This is a genomic window from uncultured Corynebacterium sp. (assembly GCF_947253065.1).
Taxonomy (GTDB): Bacteria; Actinomycetota; Actinomycetes; order Mycobacteriales; family Mycobacteriaceae; genus Corynebacterium.
Genome location: NZ_CAMXWS010000067.1, coordinates 1 through 5,151, shown reverse-complemented (window position 1 = coordinate 5,151; position 5,151 = coordinate 1). Strand labels below are relative to the sequence as shown.

At 62.5% G+C, this 5,151-nt stretch carries 5 protein-coding genes; 3 read left to right on the top strand and 2 right to left on the bottom strand.

Annotation, left to right across the window (positions count from 1 at the left end):
- Positions 1 to 74: 74 nt before the first annotated feature.
- Positions 75 to 1,217, bottom strand: coding sequence for an ATP-binding protein (locus Q0X21_RS09935; RefSeq protein WP_297851719.1), 1,143 nt, complete (start codon positions 1,215 to 1,217; stop codon positions 75 to 77).
- A 111-nt stretch (positions 1,218 to 1,328) separates the two neighbouring features.
- On the opposite strand from Q0X21_RS09935, the gene Q0X21_RS09930 reads away from it, so the two are divergent.
- Positions 1,329 to 2,405 carry a PspC domain-containing protein gene (locus tag Q0X21_RS09930; protein WP_297851718.1) on the top strand — a complete coding sequence of 359 codons (1,077 nt, stop codon included), beginning with the start codon at positions 1,329 to 1,331 and terminating at the stop codon, positions 2,403 to 2,405.
- A gap of 11 nt (positions 2,406 to 2,416) precedes the next feature.
- On the opposite strand, the gene guaA is transcribed toward Q0X21_RS09930, so the two are convergent.
- Entirely contained in the window at positions 2,417 to 3,988 is a 1,572-nt protein-coding gene (gene guaA, locus Q0X21_RS09925) for a glutamine-hydrolyzing GMP synthase (protein WP_297851717.1), read from the bottom strand.
- Between the two features lie 42 nt (positions 3,989 to 4,030).
- Here guaA and Q0X21_RS09920 point away from each other — a divergent pair, with 42 nt between their 5' ends.
- A complete protein-coding gene (locus Q0X21_RS09920; RefSeq protein WP_102723964.1) occupies positions 4,031 to 4,906 on the top strand; it encodes a DMT family transporter in 876 nt (291 codons plus the stop codon).
- 10 nt (positions 4,907 to 4,916) lie between these two features.
- The coding region (locus Q0X21_RS09915; protein ID WP_367172834.1) for a metal-dependent transcriptional regulator at positions 4,917 to 5,151 on the top strand (235 nt) is incomplete at its 3' end.

The following is a 5,151-nucleotide window of genomic DNA, read 5'->3' as shown; positions in this document are numbered from 1 at the left end:
CGGCGCGGACGCCGGAGCGGAAGACGGAGTGATCGTCGACAAGAAAAACGCGGACTGGCTGCATGATCTCGACCTTACAGCGACAACGTGAGTGCCACTTCTGTACCTTCGCCCGGCGCGGTTTTCACCACCGCGGTGCCGCCAGCGCCCTCCATACGGCCAGTGATGGAATCGCGGATGCCGTGCCGGTCTTCCGGGATGGCATCCAGGTCAAACCCGGTTCCGCGATCGCGAACGAACACGCTGAGCTCACCCGCAAGGTGCTCCACGTACACGTCGATGGCGGTCGCACCCGAATGTTTCGCCGCGTTGACCATCGCCTCCCGGGCGGCCAGGACGACGGGTTCCACGCCAGCATTCATCTCTAGGTCTTCCCCAACGGTGACCGGACGGATGCGCACGTTAAACATGTCGTCGACGTCAGACGCCGCGGTATTAAGGGCAGAAAAGAGGCTCGCGGGAGCCGAAGGGGAGCCATAAAGCCAGGCCCGCAACTCACGCTCCTGACCACGTGCAAGACGCGCAACCTCCTCCGCATCACCCGCGCGCTTCTGAATGAGCGCGAGCGTCTGCAGCACCGAATCATGCAGATGAGCAGCAATAACAGCGTGCTGGTCCGCCACCGCTTTCTCCTCACGTTCCTGCACGAGTGAGCGGAACAGCCGCACAATCAGCGGCACCACCAGAATGCCTACACCGGATACTGAGGCCAGCACCGCCAAAATCACACCGGTTATACCGCCACGGTCCCCCATCAGCGCGATGACCACCACTCCGACCATGACCAACGCCGCGCCACAAACCAACAGCACAACAGACCCCGTGGTACGCATGTCACGGTCATAGGCCTGCCAGGCCAACACCGCACCGAGAGCCACCAGAGCAATCACGATGAAAAGCCAGCCACCACCGCCCGCCGAAAGCGCCCACAGCGCAAACGCCCCCACGATCATGAGTGCATGAGCAGCACCACCGACGCGGTAGCGGTCAATCACTGGCTGCTGCGGCACACCTACCGGGCTGAACACCCACAGCGCCGCATACAGCAAAATCCCCATCCCTCCGAGGAAGGACGTGAGGGTGAGGGCGAGGCGGACCCAGGTGACGTCGATACGCACATGCACCGACAACCCCGCCGCGACCCCGGCAACAACCCGGCCTTGCTCCACGCGCACAAAACGCGGGTAAGCACGGGTCTCCTCGTTGGAATTGGACATGCGCTTATCTTCGCATGCTTATTCGCGGCGCGAATCAGGGTAAACCCTGAAATCCAAAAACCAGGGTCATTCCCGATACCGCTACGCACCCCTGCCTTTCATACTGGAACCATGAACGAGACGCTGAAAGAAATGTGGGACACCCGCCCTCCCCGCATCCCCTCCAAGCAGGGCGGAAACGCAGTTATCGCCGGTATCTGCGAAGGCATCGCGGTGCGTTACCGTATCGACGCTTTGCTCATCCGCGTGGCGTTTGTGGCCTTGTCCTTCGTGTTTGGTGTTGGCCTATTCACCTACATCCTGTGCGGATTCCTCATGCCACGCTTTGGCATGTCCTCCTGCCCCGCGCAGGTGATCTCGCGGCCGAAGGAAGAACTGACGGACGCGGAGCGCGAAGACCGCACCACTGGCTGGGGCCTTCTGGTGCTACTCATTATCTTCTTCCCCACCTTGTCCGTGGCCACTGACGGCGAACTCGTGTTCTCTTCCCTTGGTGGGCTGGCTCTCGCGGCGGTGGCCTGGTGGGCGCTGCACCAGCGCACGCCGGTTCCGCCCGAAGGGCTCGTGGTGCCGCCGGCTGAGCACGCGCCTCGCCCACCGAAAGCGCAGCCTGAGCCGCCGGTGACGGCCCAGTTCACCCCGCCGGAGGGCTACGAACACCCCGCCGGCCCGGAGCCTGCAACCCCAACTCCCCCAGCGTGGGACCCGCTGGGCGCGGCGCCAGGACTATGGCACCTGCCCGATCCTGAACCAGCACCGGAACCCGCCGTGGAACCGGAGTCGAGAAAGAAGAAAGGCTCACGCCTGTGGCTGTGGATTCCTCTGGCGCTGATCATTGCAACACCTGTCGTGTTTGCCCCTGGTGTCGCCGACCGCATCGGCGAAGTGCATCTGACATACGAGGACGCTCAAACCATCCCTGACGTCAACAACCTCGTCGGCGAACTGCGCGTTGATCTCTCGGACCTGGCGCCACTCAAGGAGCCGAAGACCGTCAACTTCAACAACGGCATCGGCGAGATCAACATCATCCTGCCCAGCAACGTTCCGGTTGAGGTGCACTGCCAGGCCACCATCGGCGAAACCACCTGCCCCACAGGAAAGCAAAACGCGGACAAGGACGGAGAGCTGCTCACAATTAATGTGGAGCACCGCATCGGGTCCGTGTCCGCGCAGTTTGCCGAGTAAACCTCCCAGGTTTACTCCCACTCGATGGTTCCCGGTGGCTTGGACGTAATGTCCAGGACCACGCGGTTGACGTCCTCTACCTCGTTGGTGATGCGGGTGGAGATCGTCTCCAGCACCTCGTACGGCACGCGCACCCAGTCGGCGGTCATCGCGTCTTCGGAAGCGACTGGGCGCAGCACGATCGGATGGCCATAGGTGCGGCCATCACCCTGGACGCCGACGGAGCGGACGTCCGCGAGTAGGACCACCGGGCACTGCCAAATCTGATCATCCAGGCCGGCGTGGGTCAGTTCCTCGCGGGCAATAGCGTCGGCCTTGCGCAAGGTTTCCAAGCGCTCCGAAGTGACCTCGCCGACAATGCGGATGCCCAGGCCTGGGCCCGGGAACGGCTGGCGGTTCACAATGACCTCCGGCAGACCCAGTTCCCGGCCGACTGCACGGACCTCATCCTTAAACAGAAGACGCAGCGGCTCAACGAGCTCAAACTCCACATCATCCGGCAGGCCACCCACGTTGTGGTGGCTCTTGATGTTCGCGGTTCCTGTGCCACCACCGGATTCCACAACGTCCGGGTATAGGGTGCCCTGGACGAGGAAGCCAACGTCCTCACCCTCCAGCACGGAAGCCACTGCGCGCTCGAAGGAACGGATGAACTCCGCACCAATCGCCTTGCGCTTCGCCTCCGGCTCGGTCACGCCGGCGAGTTTGCCCAGGAAGGCGTCGCGCTCATCCACTGTCACCAGCTTCGCGCCGGTGGCAGCTACGAAGTCCTTCTTCACCTGCTCGCGCTCGCCCTGACGAAGCAGACCGTGGTCCACGAACACGCAGGTCAGGCGGTCGCCGATAGCGCGCTGCACGAGCGCCGCCGCCACGGCGGAGTCCACGCCACCAGACAGGCCACAGATGGCGTGGCCGTCGGGGCCGATTTGGGCCAAGACTGCGTCGATAAGCTGCTCTGCAATATTCGACGCAGTCCAGGTCTGTTCGAGTCCCGCGATCTCCGTGAGGAAGCGAGTGAGCACCTGCTGACCGTGTGGCGAGTGCATAACCTCCGGGTGATACTGCACTCCCGCCATGCGCTGCTCCGCGTTCTCAAACGCGGCGACCGGCGCACCCTCCGAAGAAGCAGTGACCTCGAAGCCTTCCGGCGCCTGCGTCACGGAATCACCGTGGCTCATCCACACAGAGTGCTGCTCCGCCAAACCGGCGTGGAGCACGCCACCACACACATCCATCTTCGTGCGGCCGTACTCGCGCGAACCGGTCTTGGCCACGGTGCCACCCAGCGCCTGAGTCATCACCTGGAAGCCGTAACAAATGCCAAACGTGGGCAAACCAAGCTCGAAAATCGCCGGGTCAAGCTTCGGTGCACCATCCTCATACACGGACGACGGGCCACCAGACAGCACGAGCGCAACCGGATCCTTAGCTTTCAATTCTTCCGCCGTGATCGTGTGCGGCACGACCTCAGAATAGATACGCGCTTCACGCACTCGACGGGCAATGAGCTGCGCATACTGCGCGCCGAAATCCACAACAAGAACAGGGCGCGGATGTGCATTAGCTGTTGGAGAGGTAGTCACGGATTCAAAGTTTAACTCATGGCCTGCATAGACTGAACCGCCATGACCGCTTCAACTCCGACCTCACCGCTTGGTGTTGCGTGCATCATCGGCTCGTGCATTTCGCTGCAGCTTGGGGCCGCGTTGGCGGTTGAACTGTTTCCGCACGCGGGCAGTTGGGCCACGGCGTCTTTGCGTCTGCTGCTCGCTGCCGTGATTCTTCTTGTGGCTAGTCGCCCTCGTTTCTGGGAGTGGCATGCGCAGCAGTGGCGCGCCGTGATTACGTTTGGGCTGACAATGGGGTTTATGAACGGCTCTTTCTACACCGCGCTCGAACGGATCCCGCTGGGTACCGCGGTGACCATCGAGTTCTTGGGGCCGTTGACCCTCGCTGCCCTGTTGTCGCGTTCTGTGCGTGATGCGGTGTGCGTGGCCCTTGCGCTCACCGGCATGCTGCTGCTGGGCATCAACTCCTACAACGGCTATCCACTCGACCCGGTTGGCGTTGCGTTCACGCTGGCAGCGGGCATGTTCTGGGCCTTGTATATCCTTGCTTCCAAGCGCGCGGGCAGTTCGGTGCCCGGCCAGGGTGGCCTCGCGGTTGCGCTGTTCATCGGCGGCATGGCCCTCATGCCGCTCGGCTGGCAAGGTTCACTCACGATCATGGCGGACACCCGCCTCTTCGGCATAGCGTTAGGCACCGCCGTTCTCGCGTCGCTCGTTCCGTACTCGCTGGAGCTTATTGCTTTACGACGCCTCACCCCCAACACCTTCGCCATCCTCCTTTCCCTCGAACCCGCCATCGCCGCGTTCTTCGGCTGGCTGCTGCTGTCGGAACACATCTCGGGGCTGAAGTTCACGGCGATCCTGCTGGTGATCACTGCTGCGATGATCCAGGCGATGCAAGGGCGCGGCAAGAAAAGAACGCAACCCGTATAGAGTGGTGCACATGTCCGTGAGTGATCTGTCGACCTCGACCCAGAACTACCTGAAGGTGATCTGGAGTCTCACGGAATGGTCGTCCGAACCTGTTACGGCGACGTCGATCTCCCGGCAGACGGGTTTGCGCATGTCATCGGTGTCTGATGCGATGCGCAAACTGAGCTCCCAGGGATTGATTGTCCACGCGCCGTACGGCTCCGTGGAGCTGACGGACGAGGGCCGCACCTACGCCGTGGCCATGA

Bases quoted from the DNA above. Each gene is read 5' to 3' on its own strand.
- Q0X21_RS09935 (WP_297851719.1), bottom strand. From the start codon at position 1,217: ATGTCCAATTCCAACGAGGAGACCCGTGCTTACCCGCGTTTTGTGCGC.
- Q0X21_RS09930 (WP_297851718.1), top strand. From the start codon at position 1,329: ATGAACGAGACGCTGAAAGAAATGTGGGACACCCGCCCTCCCCGCATC.
- Q0X21_RS09920 (WP_102723964.1), top strand. From the start codon at position 4,031: ATGACCGCTTCAACTCCGACCTCACCGCTTGGTGTTGCGTGCATCATC.